The following is a 17,188-nucleotide window of genomic DNA, read 5'->3' on the forward strand; positions in this document are numbered from 1 at the left end:
GCGTATCTGGTTTCTTTAGTCACAAAAAAACCCCCGAGTGTGTCGGGGGCGCATGGGATCGTTATGGATTTACCGTTACCGGCCCATGCGCGTGTTTCTCACAATTAGTACGACGTGTGTCATCGGGGTTCCTTTTGCTTGGGCGGACATTAGTGCGCGGGAAAAGGGGGGTCAACCGCCGGAATGGAGAAAATGTCGTTTCGGAGCGGTTTTTTGCAACTTTCTTTCAAAAGGCGTTTTGCAGGGTCAGAGATTGGCTGTCGACAACAGGTATGTGGCATAGACGATAAGCATGAGTGTTCCGGTGATCCGCCCCAGTCTGCCGGTCAGCCACAATAGTCCGAGGGTGATTGCGGTCAGGCCCAGCAGGAACGGCATATCAACCGCAACAAAGCGCGCAGCGACAGGGATTGGCGTGACCAATGCCGTTAAACCCAGAATGCCCAATACATTGAAAATATTGGACCCGATCACATTGCCGATCGCGATATCCCGTTGCCCGCGGATCACGGCGGTGACGGTGGTTGCCAGTTCAGGCAAAGAGGTGCCGACGGCTACGATGCTCAACCCGATCATCGCCTCGGACACGCCGAAATCGCGGGCGATGATGGTGGCGCTTTGCACAAGGTAATGGGCGCCGACCATGAGTGTGACAAGCCCGCCAAGCGTAAACACCACACCGCGCCCCAACGAACCTGCGGGGGTGATTTCATCAGGGATATGTCCGCCGGATTGCAGACTGGTGACCAGGAACACCGCAAGACCTGCGACCAATACCAACCCTTCAATCCGTCCAATTTCGCCGGACCAAAGCACAAGCGGTAGCGCAAGCGTGGCTGCAATCATCCAGCCCAGATCGCGCCGGAGGGTTTTGAAATTGACAACGATAGGGGCCAGCACGGCGGCCAGCCCGAGGATCAGCAGGGTATTGGCGATGTTGGAGCCTACGACATTCCCGATCGCGATACCGGATTGCCCGCCAAGGGCTGCGTTCAACGACACAAGCAGTTCAGGCGCAGAGGTGCCGAAGCCCACCACGGTCAGCCCGATCACCATGGGCGAGAGCCCGAACCGCAGGGCAAGGCCGCTGGCCCCTTTGACCAGCATATCGCCGCCAAAAAAGAGGGCTGCCAGCCCGAAAACCAGAATAAGATATGTCAGCATCACGCGCCCCCTGCTTTTGTGTAGAGAAGCCGCCGCGCGGGCGTTTACAAGTGGAGGCCGAAAATAATTATCCCGCAGGTTTCACTTTTGGCGGGCGGGCACTTCCCCGAAACAAAGACCCTGTGCAGGTCTTGTTTCGGGCAAGTGTGAAAGCCTTTGCCAATCAGCTTTCCTCGGTCCCGATCTTGTCCCACGTTTGCGTCTCGAAATCGCCTGCATCATGGCGTTCGCGCAACTGCTCGGCCGGATCACCCCATGCGCGGTTCACCATCTTGCCGCGCAAATAGGCGGGACGGTTCATCACCGCATCTGCCCAGCGGTTGACGTGTTCATAGGAGGCGACATCAAGGAATTCAGCCGCATCATAGACAAGGCCTTTGACCAGCGCGCCATACCAGGGTGCTGTGGCCATGTCGGCAATCGAATAGCTGTCGCCCCCCAGATATTCGCAGTCTTCAAGCCGCTGGTTCAGCACATCAAGCTGGCGCTTGGCCTCCATCGCGAAGCGGTTGATGGGATACTCGAATTTCTCCGGAGCATAGGCGTAGAAATGGCCAAAGCCGCCGCCAAGATAGGGCGCCGAGCCTTGCAGCCAGAACAGCCAGTTGAGCGTCTCTGTACGTTCCGCCACGTCTTTGGGCAGGAACGCCCCGTATTTCTCGGCCAGATAGAGCAGGATCGCGCCACTTTCGAACACACGCACGCCGGTTTCCTTGTCGAACAGGGCAGGGATCTTGGAGTTGGGGTTCACATCCACAAACCCGCTGCTGAATTGGTCGCCTTCCTGAATGTTGATCAGCCAGGCGTCATATTCGGCGGTATGGCCCGCGGCCAGCAGCTCTTCGAGCATGACGGTCACTTTGACCCCGTTCGGCGTGGCAAGCGAGTGCAGTTGCAGCGGGTGCTTGCCGACGGGCAGGTCTTTGTCATGTGTTGGCCCTGCGATCGGGCGGTTGATATTGGCAAACTGACCGCCGCTTTCGGCGTCCCAAGTCCAGACTTTCGGCGGGGTGTAGGCGGTGGTCTCTGACATGTCTTCTCCGTTCAGGGGTATTTGATGTTCATTTCAATGTGGGTCGCATTGCTGGCGCTGCAAGGCTTTGCGTGCTGCAGATGCAAAACAGCCGGCTAAGATTGCTCTTTTCAACCAGTGAATGACAAAAAATGGGGATGCCGCAATATCAGCCATATTTCCGCCGCATGGAGAAAATGAGCCGGGGCTTCACCGTTTCGTTTTTCACTACAATAGCGTGGTTTGGGGCCTGTTAGCTCTCAAACAGGGTTTAAACACTGCATCTTGGTTGTACGAAAGTTAACAGAAAGAAACTTTGTATTGGTCCCGTTTTGGTCAACATTTTGCCTTTTTCTGCAGGATAGTGGGCCGCAAGGAAACCGAAATCGGTGACGACGGTTCATTCAACGTAAGCATTTTGCGCTGCGGCGCTCCTATAGGGAAAGGAAACACAATGTATAAGGCTTCCACGAGTATGGCTTTGGCTGTTGCAGCAGCGGCAGGGTTCACAACAATCACCGCAGGGCAGGCGCAGGCGCAAGAGGCGTGCTCGACATATACTGTTGTGCGTGGTGACACCTTGAGCGGGATTGCATCCGCAGCTGATGTTCGCGGCGGCTTCCGCGTTCTGTTTGATGCCAACACCAACGTTCTCGACAGCCCGAACCTGCTTGAAGTCGGGCAGGTCCTGACGATTCCCTGCGCCGACGGATCATTGCCAACAGGTGCTGCGCCCGTTGTCGCGGCCTCCACAGCGCCTGCACCCGTAACATCCGCGCCTGCGCGTCCGTTGCGCATTGCCACAGCATCCGACTATGCGCCGTTTACGGACGAAAACCTTCCCGGCGGTGGCATGATTACCCGTATGGTCGACCGGTCCATGCAACTGGGCAATGCTGATCAGGAATATGATATCATCTTTATCAACGACTGGGGATCGCACCTTGAAACCCTGTTGCCGACCGGTGCTGTTGATATGGCATTCCCTTGGTTCCGCCCCGACTGTAGCCGCGTTGAAAACCTTGGTCCGGCCAGCGCCTATCGCTGCACCGAATTCAACCATTCTGACCCGTTCTATGAGATTATCGTTGATTTCTATACGTTGAACGGAAGTGCATATGCGAATGCGCAAAGCACGAATGATCTGTTCGGGGCGCGTATCTGCCGGCCCGAAGCGTGGTTTGTGTTTGATCTCGAGGCAGCACAGCTTGTCGAGCCGAATATCACTTACGTGACAACAGTGGCGCAGAACGGCTGCTTCCAGCTGTTGAAGGACGGTGAGGTCGATATCGTGACATATGACGCGCTGCCTGCCGAAGAGGACATCCGCTCTGCCGGTATGGAAGACGCCGTTGCCACACTGGAACCGCTGCGCGGAACCGTGTCGTCACACATCTTCGTTTCAAAGAACAACGCTTTCGCCAACGAAGCCCTGCCGATCATCAATGCAGGTCTGGAACAGCTGCGCCTGTCGGGCGAGTGGTTCAACATTGTGCGTGAAAGCATCCAAGAAACCGTCGAGAACTAAATCAAGTTCCCTCCTCCCAGGATGGAAGCGTCCGTTGCTTGATTGCAGCGGGCGTTTTCATTTGTCAGGGGCAGGTGTACGCGCAGGCCGATAGTTTGCCTGAACGTGCATGTGATATTGTTGCGATCTGTGCTGCCTGCGCGCAATAAACACCATGTCTCTACCCGTTTTGCGTGTTCCGGCGGGGCAGTAAGTCGGATTTGCGTAAAGATTGGTCAAAAAAAATAACAATTTTTGCCATTTGCACGAATGTAATGCTTTAACTTTCAATCTGCGACGCTAGGATGCGAGAACCTAATACAGGTTCGTGCTCTGGGAGGAGCCGGACAGAGTTACAACTGGGAGAAAACTATATGGATCGTCGTTCCTTTCTAAAGAATACCGCTATTGGTGGTTCGGCTGTTGCCGCATCGGCACTGGCAGCACCAGCAATCGCGCAGGGTGGACGCACATTGACGATGGTAACATCGGTGCCTGACGGCTTTGCCGTCTTTGATGATGCCGCAGTCAAGTTTGTTGACCTTGTCAACAGCATGTCCGACGGTCAGATCACAATCGAGAAGCGCGCAGCAGGCCAGCTGGTCGGTGCATTCGAAGTGTTTGACGCTGTGTCTTCGGGTCAGGCAGACGTCTACCACTCGGCTGACTACTACTTCGGCGGTCAGCACCCCGGTTACTACTACTTCACTGCTGTGCCTTTCGGTGCGACAGGCGGTGAGATGATCAGCTGGTACCAGCATGGCGGCGGTAAGGAACTGCACGACGAGCTGGGCGAAATCTTTAACCTCAAGTCGTTCATGTGCGGCAACACTGGTCACCAGCCAGGTGGTTGGTTCAACAAAGAGATCAACTCTGCCGCTGACCTGCAGGGTCTGCGTTTCCGCATGCCAGGCATCGGTGGTCTGGCGCTGGGTCGCACAGGCGCATCCGTTCAGAACATTCCAGGCGGCGAAATCTATCAGGCGCTGTCTTCTGGTGCCATCGACGGTGCCGAGTGGATCGGTCCTTTCGCGGACGAGCGTCTTGGCTTCCAGGAAGTCTGTGAATTCTACTACACAGGTGGTTTCCACGAGCCAGGTTCAGTTCTGACATGTGCGTTCAACCGCGATGTGTGGAACGAGCTGACACCAGCCCAGCAGGCGATCTGTGAAACAGCTGCCGCTGCAACACACCACTGGAGCCTGTCGCAGTCCAACTACAACAACGGTGCCGCATTGCTGCGTTTGCAGCAGCAGGGCACCAAGATCATGCAATTCCCTGACGATGTCTGGGATGCGTTCGGTCGTGCATCAAAAGAGGCGCTGGACGAGTTCATGGGTGACGAGCTCTTCGCGCGTATCCGTGCAAGCCAGGAAGAAGCGGCTGCAGCGACTTATGCTTGGACGTCCATCTCGGACAACGTGTTCCAGCAACAGCGCGCACGTTTTAACGCACTCTAAGGCGTTTGTTTCGGCCGCATAGCGGCTGAAAATCAGCCATCGTATAGGGCCCTGCCAGTGGCGGGGCCCTATCCGCAAAACAAGACGATCATCAATGCGGGGGAGTGACCATGGGACTGGTCGAAGCATGGGGCGGTAATGCGATCGGGTGGTTTTTTGCCAACCTGATTGAGGCGTTCTACAACTTCTTTTATGCGATCTTTCATCCGGGCCAATGGTTGTCTTGGGTGCCCACGATTAACGGGGCAATGGAGACCGAGCAGAAAGAAGCGCTGATGCGCTTCATCTACTACGGGGCCTCCGTTGAGTTCTTCTTTGTCGCGTTGGCGGCGTTTCTCGTTTTCACAGCGGTCGGTCTTTATAACAACCGGATCATGTGGGGCTATGTGCGCGGGCTTGAGGGTTTTGCGAACATCGTCGGCCGCGTTGCGGCATGGGCGGGTTTGCTTATGGTGCTGCAGCAGATCGTCATTATCTTCATGCAGCGGGTCTTTGCTGTGGCCGAAATCAGCGTCGGCTTCGGGGCCAGTTTCACCAAAGATGTCAGCTGGTGGTCCGAAGAACTGAAATTCTACAACGCCATGATTGTTTGCCTTTGTGCGGCCTACACATTCGTGCAGGGCGGCCATGTGCGCGTCGATCTGGTCTATTCCGCCGTTAGCTACCGCACAAAGCGCGTCATCGACATGTTCGGGTCCATTGTGTTCATGCTGCCCGGAGCGATTATTATCTGGCTTTACGGCTGGTTCTTCTTGTGGCGTCACCTTGTGGTGCCGAACCCCTCGGCCTCGGATACGCTTGACCGTTTGCTGACCAAAGCCCGTGCGCTGCGGTGGAATATCGAAACCATCGGTTTCTCGCCCAACGGCTTTAATGCGTACTTCCTCTTCAAGGTGTTGCTGGTGACCTTCGCGCTGATGGTCATGTTGCAGGCAGTCGCTTTCTTCTACCGCTCGTATCTTGAGTGGAAAGAGGGTCCTGAAAGCGAAGGCAAATACCTTGATAAAGACGAACTCGGCGATCCGACTGCCGAACTCGTCGCAGACATCCACTAAGAACAGGGCGGTAAAGACATGCTTTTCGGATTAGATGGCATCGAAATCGGTATCATTATCGTATTTCTGACGCTCTTTGCGGGGATCCTTTCGGGCTTCCCTGTGGCCTTTGCAATCATGGGCTCTGCGGTGATTTCGTTCGCGATTATCGCGGGGCTGGATAGTGCAGGTCTCTTGATTCACGCGGCGGTCGACTCAAGCTCGGCCGAGTTCCGCGCCTTGGTCAACGAGGGGGTGCGACAGGAAACGATCTCGGTCTTCAGTCATCCCGAACTGCCACGCTACGAGGGGCCGTTGTTCCCGCAAGGCTGGGAAGTGGCGCTGGACCGCAACATCGGCTTTATGGTCAACCGCATGAACGAGCGTGTGCTTGCGGGCCAGTCGATTGAAACGCTGCTCGCGGTTCTGATGTTCGTGATGATGGGCATCGTGCTCGAGCGGTCGCGGATTGCGGATGAATTGCTGACCTCGATGGCAAAGGTTTTTGGCCCGCTGCCGGGCGGTCTGGCTGTGTCCATCGTGATCGTGGGTGCTTTCCTTGCTGCGTCGACAGGCATCGTTGGTGCAACTGTTGTCACCATGGGTCTGCTGGCACTGCCGACCATGCTCAAGAACGGCTACTCGCCCGAGCTGTCCACAGGTGTGATCGCCGCGTCGGGTACCTTGGGGCAGATCATTCCGCCGTCGATTGTGATTGTTCTGTTGGGGACGCTGGCCGGTGATATCTATTCCGCCGCACAGGAAAACCGCGCGCAACTGGCGGGCTGTACCGATGCCTTGACCTATCTCGGCTCACCTGCCGTGTTGTCAGTCGGGACATTGTTCCAGGCGGCGCTGTTGCCCGGCGTTCTGCTGGCAACGCTCTATGCGGGCTATGCGTTCATCTTTGCGCTGATCAACCCGAGCAAGGCACCAGCCGTACAGTTTGCCGATAGTGCAGGCCGTGAAGTGATTACGCGCAACGAAGGTCTGACATGGCTGTTGGCTGTACCTGCGGGTATCATCGCCCTGACCATCGGCATGGGGCAGGTGAACCTTGTGGGTTCGCAATCCGTCCTTGTGGACAGCTTTACAGACGCCAGTGAAAACGCATCACTGCGCACGCGCGTCAGCGAGGAATGTCAGGCATCCATGATCGAACTGCACGGGATCGAGGCATGGGAAACCGCTGTCGCCCAGCAGGCGGCGATTGAAGCATCGGGCGGCGCCACGGCATCGCGCGAACTGACACCGGAAGAGCGCGCAGCCGCTGTTGTCCAGGCGGCCGAAGATGCAGCCCCGATTGGGACAGGTATTGCGGTTCTTGCTGTTCTGCTGGGCCTTCTGCTCGCACTGGCACGTGGTGTGGCACCAAGTGCCGATCATCGCCCGCTTTGGCTGGGGGCGGCAGGTGTTGGCCTGATCCTGCTGGCCGATATCGTCTTGATCACGCCGCTGACGTCGCCCGGAGTGACGACGATGATCTTGGTGATCCCGCTTTTCGTGACCTATCTGGGGATGCGGCATGCGGTCAAATATCTGGCCGGAAACGAGATCATGCGCGTGGTCTTCCCGCCGCTTGTCCTGATCGTTGCAGTGCTCGGATCCATCCTTGGCGGTATCACCAACCCGACACCTGCTGCGGCCTTGGGTGCGGGCGGTGCGATCCTGCTGGCGGCCTACCGCAAGCGCAAGGATCAGGGGCTTTCTGGGCGGATCGTACTCCTGACCGCTGGCGCGATTGTTGTCATGCTCGTGATTGGTGGCAACTTCGATTTGCGCCTTGGACAGGAAGTGGTGCTGTTTGAGAACCGTCTGGCCTATCTGGTGGCTTTTGCCGCGTTCCTTTACGCGATGTTCGGCTTGCTCTGGTCTTGCTGGGTTCTGATCGCGGGCGGTGTTCTGGCACCGGTTGTGCGCGAGACGGCCAAAGTGACCTCAATGGTCTTCACCATCCTGATCGGTTCGCAGCTTTTGAACCTCGTGCTGATCTCATTTGGTGGTGAACATTACATCCAGCAGTTCCTGCGCTCATTCGACAACGAATGGACCGTGTTCCTGCTGGTGATGCTGGTGCTTTTCGTGCTGGGCTTCGTGCTCGACTTCCTCGAGATCATCTACATCGTTATCCCGATTGTGGGGCCGGTTATCTATGGCGGCACCTTTGATCCCAAGTGGGTGACGATCATGATCGCGGTGAACCTGCAGACATCCTTCCTGACACCGCCCTTTGGCTTTGCGCTGTTCTATCTGCGCGGGGTTGCGCCCAAGTCGATCACGACGGGCCAGATCTATAAGGGCGTGATGCCGTTCATCGGTATTCAGGTTGTTGCACTGCTGCTTTTGGCCTTCGTGCCGGGTGTGGTGACAATTATCCCGAACCTGTTGAACTAAGCCGGAGCATAACAAGAAAAGGGCGGTACCGATGGCGCCGCCCTTTTTTGTTTGCATCTGAAATCGGTGCTCAGCTCCGCCCGTCCGGCAGGTCGATCCGCGCCACCTGTTCCGCGATCGGATCGGTCGAGAGCGGGTGCAGGTCGGCGCGATATTCCGACGGGTCAGTAACGGGCGACCACTCACCGCCGCGGTACACCTCAAGCCCCTTGTATTTTGCTTTGTAGTCCATCTTGGGGCTGCCAGGCACCCAATAGCCCAGGTACACGTAAGGCAGGCCCAATTCACGGGCGATAGCGATATGGTCCAGAATAACGTAGGTTCCGAGCGAGAGTTTCTCGTTGGCGGGATCGAAAAAGGAATAGACCATCGACAGCCCGTCATCGAGGATATCGGTGAGACAAACCGCTGTCAGATCCTGTTCGGTCGTGTATTCGATCAGGCGGGACCGGATCGGCGTTTCTTCGACCATCGCCGCGAATTCGAACATATCCATGTCGGCCATGCCGCCTGTGGCGTGCCGCCCGTCAAGGTATTCGCGAAAGAGGTCATATTGCTCTTCCGTCGCCCATGGGGATGTGGCGCGGCGGTTCAGATGCGCGGCCCGCTTGGCGACCCGGCGCTGACTGCGGCTGGGCATGAATTTCGACACATCAATCCGCGCCGACATGCAGGCCGAGCATTCCGCACAAGAGGGGCGGTAGAGCACGTTCTGCGACCTGCGAAAGCCCTGCTTGGACAGAGAGTCGTTCAGCTTGGTGGCCATATCGCCCTGTAGCGCCGTAAAGAGCTTACGCTCCATCCGCCCTTCCAAATAAGGGCATGGCTGTGGGGCAGTTACATAAAACTGCGGGGCAATGGGAAGCGTGTGGCGCATGCGAGGTCCGGTTGATTTCCACAAAGCTTAACAATCTGTTTACCCTGCGCCAAGCCCCCCGTGTGCGACATAGTTAATAGTAGATATTCACGGCTTCGGTCCCCAGTACCAGATCGGTCAGGCCCTGGCCCCGTTGGGTGACCAGCATCAGAATAATCGAGATCAGTTGCAGAGGGGCCACCGCGATGCTGATGCTATATCCAAGCGTATGGGCAAGCGCCAAACCGGACGAGAGCGGCGCGCCGCGATGGTCGCGGAACCGGATGCCCATCAAGCGCATCCCCCATGTCGATGACCCGTTTGCCAGCGTGAACCAGCGATAGATGAAGCCCACAACCAGCATCAGGAAGGGAAAGAAGAAGATTCCGGTAAAGGCCGTAAACGGCAGCACCAATGCACAAAGCATGGCGATCATGACAACGTCGAACACCCACGCAATACCGCGTTTGAGTGTCACGCCCTCATAGCGTTCGGGGTCATAATCAAGATGGGGGCCGTATGCGTAAGACGTGGTCATGGTGAACTCATGCATCAAAGGGGCAGGGAAGGGCGACCTGCCGGGGAAAGCGGGCCGCCCTTGGGGTGCTGTGCTTAGACAGCGGCAGGACCGGTGTTTTCGTCGTCAGCGTTCGTCATCTTCTTGGCGCGGTCGTCCATGAACTGGTCGAACTCTGCCTTGTCCTTGGCGTCACGCAGGCGCTTGAGGAAGGCCTCGAATTTGTCCTGCTCTTCTTCCAGACGTTGCAGCGTTTCGGCCTTATAGGCGTCAAATGCGCTGTTGCCCGAGGATTGACCCATGTGGCGTGTGCGGCTGCGGGTTTTGGACGAACAGGAAGAATTGAACATGCGTTTGCTCCAGATCATATAGGCAAGAAGGGCAAGGCCGATGGGCCAGAAGACGATAAAGCTGACAACCATGGCGGCGATCCAGGCGCCTTTGCCACGCTCATCAAGCCAAGCCTCGGCACGGGCAAAAAAACCGGGACGGTTGTGCATTGCCATTGGGGAATGGGATGTGGCGGTGTTCATGGTTGGGCTCCTTAGCTATCTGTGTGTCTATGTGAATGCTTTTCACATCACCGATATTGGAGGTTTGACGCCCTGCTTCAAGTCCTGATGTAAATGTTTTTTACATTTACTTTTATTATAACGTAAATTCAGATACTTGCGCGCTGGAAATTTTCAAAAGATCCGCTGGTGCTATGGGAAAAATATGCCTTGGCGTGCCTGCGGCGGCGTAGATCAGCGGAAAATCCAGGAGTCTCGGATCAAAAAACGCTGTGATCGGGGCAAGGTGGCCCACGGGTGCAACCCCGCCAATCGCAAACCCCGTTTGGGCGCGGATCAAAGCGGCATCGGCCTTGCCCAACGGCTCGCCCGCCACGGCACTGGCTTTGGCCGGATCAACGCGGTTGCCACCTGCGGTGATGAAAAGGATCGCGCGCCCGCTGGTCTGCCCTGCAAAAATCACCGATTTCGCGATCTGGTCGAGCGCGCATCCCGCAGCATCGGCGGCCTGCTGTGCCGTGCGCGTTTCGGGGCCAAGCTCCAGTGGCGCAATATCGTGACCGGCTTCCGACAACGCTGCCACCACCCGTTTGAGACTTTTGCTCATGATCGTCATGTCCTTTTTGGGGCCAGTCTACCCCTGCGAGACGGATTGACCAGAGCGCAACTGCGCCGCAGTGTGGGCCCATGTCATTTGCCGCACGCATCACCCGTTCGCCTAATCCTTTCGACGTTGATCGGGGGCAGGATGCCCTTGGTGGGTTTGCGTCACTGGCGCCTGAACTGCGCAGTCTGATTGCCGGAACGGCGGGGTGCAGCCCGTTTCTGGCCGATTTACTGCGCCGCGAGGGGGCGTGGATCGAGGCGGCCTTCGATGATCCCGAAGCGGCGGTTGCCGATCTTTTGGCGGATATTCCCGAAGTGGCACTGTCCGATCTGCCCCTTGCCTTGCGACAGGCCAAGCGGCGTATCGCGCTGCTCACAGGTCTTGCCGATCTGGGCGGTGTCTGGCCGCTTGAGACGGTGACGCAAATTCTCACAGATTTTGCCGATGCGGCAGTACAGGCGGCAGTCAGCCAGCTGGTCGCAGCCGAGGTCGCGCGCGGCAAACTTCCTGATGGTGGTGACCCTGCCGATGCGGGTGGCATGGTCGTGCTGGCCATGGGCAAGATGGGCGCGGGCGAGCTGAATTATTCCTCTGACATTGACCTGATCTGCCTCTTTGACGAAACGCGCTTTGATCCTGACGATTATCACGAAGTGCGCGCTGCCTTCATTCGCGTCACCCGCAAGATGACTGCGATCCTGTCGGATCTGCGCGAGGGCGGTTATGTCTTCCGGACAGACCTGCGTTTGCGTCCTGATGCCTCTGTCACGCCGGTCTGCCTGTCGATGGAAACCGCCGAGCGCTATTACGAAAGCGTGGGCCGCACGTGGGAAAGGGCGGCTTTTATCAAAGCGCGGGTCTGCGCGGGCGATCAGGCAGCGGGCGGACGCTTTCTTGAAACCCTGCGCCCCTTCGTGTGGCGCAAGCATCTGGATTTCGCAGCCATTCAGGACGCACACGACATGCGCCTGAAAATCCGCGACCACAAGGGGCTGCACGGCCCGCTTGTGCTCGAAGGCCATAATATGAAACTGGGGCGCGGGGGCATCCGCGAGATCGAGTTCTTCACCCAGACCCGCCAGTTGATTGCGGGCGGGCGGGACCCGTCCCTGCGCGCCCGCCAGACCCGCGAAGGTCTGCTGGCGCTTGCCGCGGCAGGCTGGATTCCGCAGCAGACAGCGGAACAACTTTACGACCATTACCGCCACCACCGCGAGGTCGAACACCGCTTGCAGATGATCAATGACGCACAAACCCAGACCTTGCCGCAGGATGCCGCCGGATTTGACCGGCTGGCGGCCTTTATGGGGCTGGACACAGCAGCATTGCGCACGGATCTGCGCGACAGGTTGGAAGACGTCCATGCGCTGACCGAGGGGTTCTTCAGCCCCGATGCGCCATCTGCCGACCCTGAAACGCTTGAATGGGGGCAGGACATTGTCGCGCGCTGGCACAGCTATCCGGCCTTGCGATCGTCCCGCGCGACCGAGATTTTTGCCCGCATCACCCCCAAGATCATGGACCGTTTGCAAGAGGCCGCAAAGCCTGCCGAAGCCTTGGCCCAGTTTGACGGATTTCTTGCGGGGCTGCCTGCGGGCGTGCAGCTGTTTTCGCTTTTTGAGGCCAACCCGCATCTGACGCAGTTGATCGTCGATATTTGTGCAACGGCACCGGCTCTGGCGCAGTATCTGTCGCGCAATTCGGGTGTGCTGGACGCGGTTCTAGGCGGGGCGTTCTTTGCGGAATGGCCCGGCAAGGCGGCACTTATTGATGAATTGAACGGGGTCATGGCGTCCTCCGACGACTATGAGACCCAGTTGCTGGCCGCCCGTCGCTGGGCCAAGGAGTGGCATTTCCGGATCGGTGTGCATTTCCTGCGTGACTTGACCGATGCCGCCCAGGCCGGCGCGCAATATGCCGATCTTGCCGAGGCTGTCGTTGTGGGCCTGTGGCCTGCCGTGGTGGCCGATTTTGCCCGTAAACACGGGCCCATGCCGGGGCGTGGCGGTGCAGTGATTGCGATGGGTTCGCTGGGGGCGGCGCGGTTGACGGCCACCTCTGATCTTGATCTGATCATGGTTTATGACGCGCAAGGGGTGGAAACGTCGGACGGCCGCAGGCCGCTGCCCACCCGCACCTATTTTGCCCGTCTCACGCAGGCATTGATCACGGCACTGAGCGCGCAAATGGCCGAGGGGCGGCTTTATGAAGTGGATATGCGTTTGCGCCCCTCGGGGCGGCAGGGCCCCGTGGCGACATCGCTGGCCTCATTCGAGGACTACCAGAAAAACGAAGCCTGGACATGGGAGCATCTGGCGCTGACCCGTGCGCGTGCGATCGCGGGTGATGACAGTCTTTGCGCAGAGATCGAGGCGTTTCGCCGGGCGCTTTTGCAGGCCAAATCGGGGGGTGCAAATATTCTGGCTGATGTGGCTGACATGCGCGCGCGGATCGCGACGGAAAAGGGGCAGGGCGCCGGATGGGACACCAAGATCGGCCCCGGGCGTCTGCAGGACATCGAGCTTTTTGCGCAAACTGTCGCATTGAAAGCCGCTGACGGTGCTGCGGATACCTTGCTGCAGTTACAGGCCGGTGTTGCAGATGGCTGGCTGACAGCAGGTGATGCGGAAACACTGGGTGCTGCCTTTGATCTTTTCTGGCAGTTGCAGACGGCGCTGCGGTTTCTGGCCGGTGAAGAAGGCGAGTTAAGTGATCTCTCCGAGGGTGCAAGACGCTTGATCCTGCGTGAAACAGGCGCGAAAGATGTCGAGACGCTTCTGGCCGCGTTGCTTGCCACGCAAGAACAGGCCGCCGCAATCATTCAACGATACCTGGAGGCCGCATGACGGACGAGGCACTTTTTGATCCCAAGGGGCTGATACGCGAATCCTTTGCGATTGAAGGCATAGGCGCACCGGAATGCCGGAGCATTTTTCTGGACTGGGCGCTCGGCCTGCCTGCAGGCTATGATGTGCGGATCGAGGCAAGCAAGCTCATCACGCATTATCGTGATCACGCACCGCAGGCGCATCCAATGCTGGAGACTTTGCGCGCCGCGCTCCAAGAGCCACCGAAACCAAGACGCAAAGGGGGACGGAGCGGGCGCATCTAGCACAGTGAGCTATTCCTGCACTGCCGCCCTGATCTGTTCTGCTCAGAAGTCCTCCCACGCCGGTTGCGCCGCTGCACGTGCTGTATTGTGCGGCCTACCTGTCGTGGGCAGATGTGTGTTTGCAATCGCATCACGCAGGGCGTTTCCGGCGTCGTAGGGTACGGCGGATTTCGCGCGCTCTGATGTCGTTTTGAACTTGCCGATCAGGGCTTTGAGTTGGCTTGTTTCCGTCGCCAATGCATCCCCGCGTGTGATCGAGTCCTGCACCATTGCGGCGTTTTGCTGGGTGACTTGATCCAGTTGGTTCACGCCAACATTGATCTCCGACAGACCAATCGCCTGTTCCTCTGCGCTGGTCGCGATCTGGGATGTCATGGATGCGATGTCGTTCACCTGTGTGATAATCGCGGACAAAGCATCACCCGCATGTCCGACCAGTTGCGTGCCTTGGGACACGTGGCGTGAACTGTTTTCGATCAAGCCGGCGATCTCCTTGGCGGCATCGGCCGACCGTTGGGCCAGTGCGCGCACTTCAGAGGCGACGACGGCAAAGCCCCTGCCGGATTCACCCGCACGTGCGGCCTCGACGCCTGCGTTCAAAGCCAGAAGGTTGGTCTGGAACGCAATATCGTCGATGACGCCGATAACCTGTGTGATCTGCTGTGAGGAATGTGCGATCGCGTCCATGGCGCCGACGGCCTGTGCCACGATTTCCCCGTTTTTCGCCGCCTCTGCACGTGCTTTCGTCACCGAGATGTCGACCGATTTTGCGTGTTCGGCCGCCGAGCGGACGCTTGCGGTCAACTGATCCAGCGCAGCGGCCGTTTCTTCAAGCGTCGCGGCCTGATTTTCGGTGCGTTGGGAAAGATCTGCCGTGGCGATATTTGAGTCTGTTGCGTTCTGACCAATCAGCGCTGATGTTTCAATGACACGCAGTATGGCGCTGTGAAGCCCCTGAATGGCGGCGTTGAAGTTGACGCGCAGCTCTTCATATTCCGGTGCGAAGGGTTCCTTGATTTCCACAGTAAGATTGCCCTGTGCAAGTGCCGCAAGCTGGCGTTTCATCGTGCTGACCACCGCGTCTTGTTGCGCGCGCAGTTTTGCCTGCTCGGCCGCAGTTGCAATCCGTTCGACCTGCGTGTCGCGGAATATCAGGAGTGCGCGCGCCATGCGCCCCAGTTCATGCGGGTGCTCGGTGCCGGAAATGGTGACTTCGTTGTCGCCTGAGGCCAGCCTGTCTGTAACGTCTGCCAGTCTTGCGATAGCGCCGCTGATCCAGCGCCCAATGACATAGGCGGCAGCGAGCGCAAAGAGCGTTGCAACGCTGCCCACAACCGGGATGACAGCGCGTATCTGACTGACAATCGTGCTGCCTTCGACGCCAAGATCGCCTTGGCGGTCGGTGATCGCTGCGGCGACATCGTCCAACCGCTCCTGCATCTCCGGACCAATCCGGTCGAGCACCTCGTTCTGGATATGCTCTGCATCTGCATTTGCGACGGCGAAAGCATTGAGCATCTCGGGATAGCCGCTCATCAGGTCTTTGATACGGTTTAAGACCTCAGTGATGTTGTCCTGGCGGTTCAGTGCCTCCAAGCGCTTCAGTGCGTTGCCAAAGGCGGTATACTCTGTGGTGAATTCGTCCAGATCAGTGGTGTCACTTGATGCCAGATAGCGCTTTCCGGCCAGAATGGCGGTGTACAGGGTTTGCAGGCACCGTCCCACTGCTGATGTGAGTGCCGGATTGGCCGACTGCAGCGCAAGGTCAAACGCCGTTCCCGTTTCCCTTTGAAGCTGGTCCGAGCGCGCGGAAAAATCGCGTTCCACGACATTAGCCGTTTCAAGGGCATTGGCCATCAGGGTGAACTGCCCCTGATATGTGCGCGCTGTGCCCAGGATGGTTTCGACTGCGGCCAACCTATCTGGCGCAGTCGCAAAAGAGTTCAGAAAAACGGTACCATCCAACACCTCGTCAATATTGCTACTGACTTGTTCACGGAAGACCGGGTCTGGCGTGATGCGGTACTGCAAGGCCGCTTGTTTCGCCTCGAAGATGTCTTCGACAAAAGCGGAAATGGCGATCTTCTGGTTCGCGATTTGCCGATATTCTTCATATACACTGCCAAGCGCACCGACCGTACGGTGTGCAAACACGGCCAGGCCAACCAGCATCAGTGTCACGATGAGAAAGCCGGTGTTCACGCGTCGCGATATCGGCCATGAGTCAAGCATTGGCGGTTCCTCAAAACATTTGAGAAACCCCTAGAGCCAATTTCCTAACATGGCGTGAAAGCCGCCACTCACCCTGCGTTTATGACAGGGCAGCAGCCTCGGCGGCCAGTGCTGTGATGCCGGCCCAGTCGCCTGCATCGACCAGATTCTTGGGTGCGACCCAAGAACCACCGACGCAAAGTGTGTTGCTTAACCCCAAGTAATCCGGCGCATTTTTCAGTGTAACACCACCTGTCGGGCAGAATTTCACCTGCGGGATCGGCGCGCCGATGGCCTTGAGTGCAGGGGCGCCGCCGTTGGCTTCGGCGGGGAAGAATTTTTGCACGGTATAGCCACGTTCCAGAAGGCGCATCGCCTCGGAGGCTGTCGCGGCACCGGGCAGGAGCGGCAGGTCATTGGCTTCACAGGCGTCCAGCAAACGATCCGTGGCGCCGGGCGATACGCCGAAGGTCGCACCGGCGGCTTTGGCGTCTTCGACGTCTTTGGGGGTCAAAAGCGTGCCCGCACCAACCACACCGCCCGGCACCGTCGCCATTTCGCGGATCACATCCAAGGCGGCGGGGGTGCGCAGTGTCACTTCCAGCGCGGGCAATCCACCGGCGACAAGCGCCTGTGCCAATGCGGCTGCGATACCGGCATCATCAACGACGAGGACCGGCACGACAGGGGCCATGAGGCAGACTTTGGCGGCGGCGGCAGAGGCTTCTTGTGGGGTCATTTCAGGATCCTAGCGTAGGGTGTGCGGGGCATGTGTCGGAGCCTCCGGCGGAAGTTTGATTGG

General features: G+C 58.1%; 14 protein-coding genes. 6 read left to right on the forward strand and 8 right to left on the reverse strand.

What is annotated here, in order from left to right:
* Window positions 1–246 precede the first annotated feature (246 nt).
* Window positions 247–1,161: a calcium/sodium antiporter gene (locus C7964_RS05005; RefSeq protein WP_502693561.1), complete on the reverse strand. Its 915-nt coding sequence runs from the start codon at window positions 1,159–1,161 to the stop codon at window positions 247–249.
* A 166-nt stretch (window positions 1,162–1,327) separates the two neighbouring features.
* Entirely contained in the window at window positions 1,328–2,197 is an 870-nt protein-coding gene (gene yghU, locus C7964_RS05010) for a glutathione-dependent disulfide-bond oxidoreductase (protein ID WP_110278609.1), read from the reverse strand.
* A gap of 433 nt (window positions 2,198–2,630) precedes the next feature.
* Between yghU and C7964_RS05015 the strand changes: the two genes are divergently transcribed.
* From C7964_RS05015 to C7964_RS05030, 4 genes are all read left to right on the forward strand, one after another.
* Window positions 2,631–3,704: a LysM peptidoglycan-binding domain-containing protein gene (locus tag C7964_RS05015; protein ID WP_110278610.1), complete on the forward strand. Its 1,074-nt coding sequence runs from the start codon at window positions 2,631–2,633 to the stop codon at window positions 3,702–3,704.
* A 353-nt stretch (window positions 3,705–4,057) separates the two neighbouring features.
* The gene (locus C7964_RS05020) at window positions 4,058–5,143 is read left to right on the forward strand and encodes a TRAP transporter substrate-binding protein (RefSeq protein ID WP_055293004.1); all 1,086 of its coding nucleotides are present in this window, start codon (window positions 4,058–4,060) and stop codon (window positions 5,141–5,143) included.
* 110 nt (window positions 5,144–5,253) lie between these two features.
* Entirely contained in the window at window positions 5,254–6,198 is a 945-nt protein-coding gene (locus C7964_RS05025; protein WP_110278611.1) for a TRAP transporter small permease subunit, read from the forward strand.
* Window positions 6,199–6,216: 18 nt separating this feature from the next.
* Window positions 6,217–8,571, forward strand: a complete 2,355-nt coding sequence (locus tag C7964_RS05030) for a TRAP transporter large permease (RefSeq protein ID WP_110278612.1) — start codon at window positions 6,217–6,219, stop codon at window positions 8,569–8,571.
* 70 nt (window positions 8,572–8,641) lie between these two features.
* On the opposite strand, the gene C7964_RS05035 is transcribed toward C7964_RS05030, so the two are convergent.
* The 4 genes from C7964_RS05035 to C7964_RS05050 form a co-directional block, all read right to left on the reverse strand.
* Window positions 8,642–9,448, reverse strand: coding sequence for an arginyltransferase (locus tag C7964_RS05035; protein WP_110278613.1), 807 nt, complete (start codon window positions 9,446–9,448; stop codon window positions 8,642–8,644).
* A gap of 73 nt (window positions 9,449–9,521) precedes the next feature.
* Window positions 9,522–9,965: an RDD family protein gene (locus C7964_RS05040; RefSeq protein WP_110278614.1), complete on the reverse strand. Its 444-nt coding sequence runs from the start codon at window positions 9,963–9,965 to the stop codon at window positions 9,522–9,524.
* Between the two features lie 74 nt (window positions 9,966–10,039).
* A complete protein-coding gene (locus tag C7964_RS05045) occupies window positions 10,040–10,477 on the reverse strand; it encodes a DUF2852 domain-containing protein (protein WP_110278615.1) in 438 nt (145 codons plus the stop codon).
* A gap of 115 nt (window positions 10,478–10,592) precedes the next feature.
* On the reverse strand, window positions 10,593–11,063 hold the full coding sequence (locus C7964_RS05050; RefSeq protein WP_110279413.1) for a YbaK/EbsC family protein: 471 nt from the start codon (window positions 11,061–11,063) through the stop codon (window positions 10,593–10,595).
* A gap of 80 nt (window positions 11,064–11,143) precedes the next feature.
* Between C7964_RS05050 and C7964_RS05055 the strand changes: the two genes are divergently transcribed.
* Both C7964_RS05055 and C7964_RS05060 read left to right on the forward strand, forming a co-directional pair.
* A complete protein-coding gene (locus tag C7964_RS05055) occupies window positions 11,144–13,909 on the forward strand; it encodes a bifunctional [glutamine synthetase] adenylyltransferase/[glutamine synthetase]-adenylyl-L-tyrosine phosphorylase (protein WP_110278616.1) in 2,766 nt (921 codons plus the stop codon).
* Complete coding sequence (locus C7964_RS05060) at window positions 13,906–14,175, forward strand: hypothetical protein (protein WP_110278617.1); 270 nt, start codon at window positions 13,906–13,908, stop codon at window positions 14,173–14,175. The genes C7964_RS05055 and C7964_RS05060 overlap by 4 nt, the downstream gene beginning before the upstream one ends.
* 42 nt (window positions 14,176–14,217) lie before the next feature.
* Here C7964_RS05060 and C7964_RS05065 read toward each other — a convergent pair whose 3' ends face one another.
* Window positions 14,218–16,407, reverse strand: a complete 2,190-nt coding sequence (locus C7964_RS05065; protein WP_110278618.1) for a methyl-accepting chemotaxis protein — start codon at window positions 16,405–16,407, stop codon at window positions 14,218–14,220.
* 79 nt (window positions 16,408–16,486) lie between these two features.
* Window positions 16,487–17,125, reverse strand: coding sequence for a bifunctional 4-hydroxy-2-oxoglutarate aldolase/2-dehydro-3-deoxy-phosphogluconate aldolase (gene eda / locus C7964_RS05070; RefSeq protein ID WP_110278619.1), 639 nt, complete (start codon window positions 17,123–17,125; stop codon window positions 16,487–16,489).
* Between the last annotated feature and the right edge of the window lie 63 nt (window positions 17,126–17,188).

This window comes from Loktanella sp. PT4BL (genome assembly GCF_003201935.1).
Classification (GTDB): domain Bacteria; phylum Pseudomonadota; class Alphaproteobacteria; order Rhodobacterales; family Rhodobacteraceae; genus Yoonia.

What these genes read in the sequence shown, in the direction of transcription:
- C7964_RS05055 (WP_110278616.1), top strand. Translation starts at nt 11,144, where the DNA reads ATGTCATTTGCCGCACGCATCACCCGTTCGCCTAATCCTTTCGACGTT.
- C7964_RS05040 (WP_110278614.1), bottom strand. Translation starts at nt 9,965, where the DNA reads ATGACCACGTCTTACGCATACGGCCCCCATCTTGATTATGACCCCGAA.
- C7964_RS05035 (WP_110278613.1), bottom strand. Translation starts at nt 9,448, where the DNA reads ATGCGCCACACGCTTCCCATTGCCCCGCAGTTTTATGTAACTGCCCCA.
- C7964_RS05050 (WP_110279413.1), bottom strand. Translation starts at nt 11,063, where the DNA reads ATGAGCAAAAGTCTCAAACGGGTGGTGGCAGCGTTGTCGGAAGCCGGT.
- C7964_RS05065 (WP_110278618.1), bottom strand. Translation starts at nt 16,407, where the DNA reads ATGCTTGACTCATGGCCGATATCGCGACGCGTGAACACCGGCTTTCTC.
- C7964_RS05045 (WP_110278615.1), bottom strand. Translation starts at nt 10,477, where the DNA reads ATGAACACCGCCACATCCCATTCCCCAATGGCAATGCACAACCGTCCC.
- yghU (WP_110278609.1), bottom strand. Translation starts at nt 2,197, where the DNA reads ATGTCAGAGACCACCGCCTACACCCCGCCGAAAGTCTGGACTTGGGAC.
- C7964_RS05015 (WP_110278610.1), top strand. Translation starts at nt 2,631, where the DNA reads ATGTATAAGGCTTCCACGAGTATGGCTTTGGCTGTTGCAGCAGCGGCA.
- C7964_RS05020 (WP_055293004.1), top strand. Translation starts at nt 4,058, where the DNA reads ATGGATCGTCGTTCCTTTCTAAAGAATACCGCTATTGGTGGTTCGGCT.
- C7964_RS05025 (WP_110278611.1), top strand. Translation starts at nt 5,254, where the DNA reads ATGGGACTGGTCGAAGCATGGGGCGGTAATGCGATCGGGTGGTTTTTT.
- eda (WP_110278619.1), bottom strand. Translation starts at nt 17,125, where the DNA reads ATGACCCCACAAGAAGCCTCTGCCGCCGCCGCCAAAGTCTGCCTCATG.
- C7964_RS05030 (WP_110278612.1), top strand. Translation starts at nt 6,217, where the DNA reads ATGCTTTTCGGATTAGATGGCATCGAAATCGGTATCATTATCGTATTT.
- C7964_RS05060 (WP_110278617.1), top strand. Translation starts at nt 13,906, where the DNA reads ATGACGGACGAGGCACTTTTTGATCCCAAGGGGCTGATACGCGAATCC.